Below are 3077 nucleotides of genomic sequence, written 5' to 3'. Positions count from 1 at the left end.
ACATCCCCTTTGAGCATATGCGGTCCATCTTCCAACACTGGTTGTACGTCGTTAATATGAAGTGGATCGCCCGGGGAATCTGATTTGATCAACAAATGGGTGAGGTCATTTTCTATGAGAATTTCCGTCAGGCTTTGGCGGTGCTTTTCAAGGCTGCGGCGCCGGCTCATCAGACACTGTCCAGAGGTGTGTTGTTTAACCAACCGGAGATAGCGTTAAGCCAGGATTCTTTTGGGCTGTTCAGGTTGAGATCGCTGGCACGTACCTGTTCATAGATGTGTTGCAGGTGCGTGGCCACCTGTTCAATGTCAATGTCATCCAATAAATGGTTGTTGAAGGCAACCAGCCACGCCATTTGGCAGGTGGCTGGTAGTGGTGACAGTTGATCCTGTTTGAGAATCTGACGCAGCAGTTTTCCGCGACGAATGGCAGATTCCATTGATGCCTCAAGGCGAGCTCCAAAACGAGTGAACACTTCCAGTTCCTGGAATTGCAGGTAGTCCAGTTTCATCCGCCCAGCCTCTTCCTTGATGCTGGGGTGCTGAGCCTGTCCGCCAATTCGCGACACAGACAGGGCGATATCAATCGCGGGCCGAAAACCGCTGGCAAACAGGCTGCGATCAAGATAAACCTGGCCATCAGTGATGGAAATCAGGTTGGTGGGAATGTAGGCCGCGATCTCACCCAGCTTTGTCTCGACAATGGGCAGAGCCGTCATACTGCCACCACCATGGGTCGCATTGAGGCAAGTCGCTCTTTCCAGCAAGCGGGCGTGTACAGAAAAAATATCGCCGGGGTAGGCTTCGCGCCCAGGCGGACGGCGCAACAGTAGTGACAGTTCTCGATAGGTTCTCGCGTGGGTGGAGAGGTCGTCATAAACCACTAGAACATCCCGCCCCTGCTGCATCCAGTATTCGGCAATGGCGCAGCCTGCGAAGGGGGCTAGTTGCTGAAGTCCTGGCAGGCCGCTGGCTTCAGCCGCCACGACCGTGGTGTATGACAGAGCACCAAATTCTTTCAGCGTATCAATGGTGTTGACGACGGTGGAGCGTTTCTGGCCGATCAACACATAGACGCAGTAAATATCCTGATCCTTCTGGTTGATCACCGTATCAATAGCCACTGCGCTGCGGCCCAGCCCCTCATCGCCAATCAGTAATTGTCGTTGACCCCGGCCAATGGGCACCATGGTGTCGATGATTTTTATACCGCTATACAGGGGGCGGTGAACAAAATCCCGGGCAATGATGGGCGGAGATTGGGATTCAAGGGGTTGCCAGCGCGAATGAGCCGGTGGTTCTCCCCCGTCGAGTGGATTGCCGAGTGGATCGACGACTCTGCCCAGCAACCCGTCCCCTACTGGAATACTTAACGTTCTCCCGGTTCTCTGCACTGTCGTGCCGGACGTGAGTGCATCCGTCTCACTCAACAGCACGGCACCGATCATGTCTTCATTAAGATCGAACACCATGCCACGGCTGCCATCGGCAAATATCAGCACGTCATCCATGGCTGCGGAGGGCAGACCGGCAATCCAGGCAATGCCATCACCCACAGAAACTACTGCTCCCTGCTCATGAATACGCAGGCCGGGCTGGTATGTTTCCAACCATTCGGCCTGCTGTTGCAGGGGGCGATTTTCTGTTGAGGGTTTATTGCTCATGGCTGCTGTTGCTCGCTCAAGGCTGTGATTCCCGCTCAAGGCTGTTTTTATCGCTCAAGGCTGTTAATTCTGCAAAGCCCCTCAGTTCGTCGCGAAGGTTGGCTGCCAGTACCCAGGCACCCATGGCGATGTGCAGGCCCGCCAGCAACTCGGGCTCTTCTTTAAATACCAGCTCGGCCTGCCAACCATTCTGGTTAATGACCTGTTGAAGAAGTTGGCGCTGTTCTTGCGAGAGGGGGTGGGCGCTCTGCACTATAACCTGGCTGGGGCCGGCCCCATTGTGTGAGTGAAGGGCTTTCAGTTGGTCCGTGGTCAGTTGCCCCAGTTCGGCAATAACCAGATTTACAAGGTGCGCTTCTACTTCAGGCCCTGCGGCTTGTTTAAGCAGCTGCCCGGCAAACTGGGCACCATGTGCCATGGCAGTCGCCTCCATCTTCCGCTGTTGATCTGCAAGCCGCTGGGCATCTGCCACCCGAATTTTTTCCCGTTCCAGAACAAGTGTCGATTTCAGCTCTTCCAGCTTTTTGTTGCGGACAGCTTCCAGCTCCCGTTTCAGCGTATCGCGTGCCTGCTGACGTTCCTGCTCCCAATGATCCAGCCGGGCTTCGTATTGTTGTTGCATAGTCTCGGCTTCGCTACGCAAGGTCTGGGCATCATCAAGTACTTTGTCGACACCTTCCTGTCGCTTGGCAATGATGTTCAGCACTGGCTTGTATAGGAAGTGCTTGAGAATCCAAAGCAACACCAGAAAATTGATGATTTCCAGCAGAAAGGTCGACCAGTTCAATTCCACGAACAGTATCCTTCTCGAATCTCGAGTTGCATGACGTTGCAATCAGCCCTACTGAGTCAGGTATTCCAGCAGCGGGTTTCGGAACAGGATGATCAGTACAATGACCAGCACGTAAATAGCCAGGGATTCAATCATCGCTAGCCCGATAAACAGGGTACGCATGATAGAGCGTTCAGCCTCCGGTTGACGAGACAAGGCATCCAGCGCACGGCTGATGGCCCAGCCCATAGCAATGGCGGGCATCATGACGCCCAGTGAAACACCGAAGACGGCGGCCACAGTCGAGGCCAGGGTAAAAGTGGATAAATCAGGCATTGTCATCTCCTTGCCGTGCTTGTCGGGATTGTTGGGACTGGATTCCGCCAGCGACATAAATCAGCGCCAGCATGCCAAAGATATAGGCCTGAACCAGCGCCTCGATAATGTGCAACATAAGAATAGGGACCGGGGCTAGAAATCCGGCCACCAGTAAAATCAGCAGTGCTGCCATTTCAAGGCTCATGATATTGCCGAACAGCCGCACGGCGAGGGCCACGGTGCGGGTAACCTCACTGATCAGGTGGAATGGCAACAGGATCGGGCTCGGGGACAGATAGTGTTTCAGGTAGGGCTTCAGCCCCT

General features: G+C 54.4%; 4 protein-coding genes. All 4 read right to left on the bottom strand.

Going from position 1 to position 3077, the window contains the following annotated elements; genetic code table 11:
• Positions 1-169: 169 nt before the first annotated feature.
• Positions 170-1663 (bottom strand): F0F1 ATP synthase subunit alpha, encoded by a 1494-nt coding sequence (locus ACYZYZ_RS03390; protein WP_461483248.1) that lies wholly within the window; start codon positions 1661-1663, stop codon positions 170-172.
• A gap of 16 nt (positions 1664-1679) precedes the next feature.
• Positions 1680-2456, bottom strand: a complete 777-nt coding sequence (locus ACYZYZ_RS03385; protein ID WP_461483247.1) for a F0F1 ATP synthase subunit delta — start codon at positions 2454-2456, stop codon at positions 1680-1682.
• A gap of 48 nt (positions 2457-2504) precedes the next feature.
• Complete coding sequence (gene atpE / locus ACYZYZ_RS03380; protein WP_305169397.1) at positions 2505-2771, bottom strand: ATP synthase F0 subunit C; 267 nt, start codon at positions 2769-2771, stop codon at positions 2505-2507.
• Positions 2764-3077 (bottom strand): F0F1 ATP synthase subunit A (locus tag ACYZYZ_RS03375; protein WP_461483246.1); only part of this gene is annotated, 314 nt, incomplete at its 5' end. The genes atpE and ACYZYZ_RS03375, both read right to left, overlap by 8 nt.

The sequence above is a fragment of the Porticoccus sp. genome (genome assembly GCA_023261185.1).
GTDB lineage: Bacteria > Pseudomonadota > Gammaproteobacteria > Pseudomonadales > Porticoccaceae > Porticoccus > Porticoccus litoralis.
This window is presented reverse-complemented; position numbering and strand designations above follow the sequence as displayed.

What these genes read in the sequence shown, in the direction of transcription:
- ACYZYZ_RS03390 (WP_461483248.1), bottom strand. Translation starts at nt 1,663, where the DNA reads ATGAGCAATAAACCCTCAACAGAAAATCGCCCCCTGCAACAGCAGGCC.
- atpE (WP_305169397.1), bottom strand. Translation starts at nt 2,771, where the DNA reads ATGCCTGATTTATCCACTTTTACCCTGGCCTCGACTGTGGCCGCCGTC.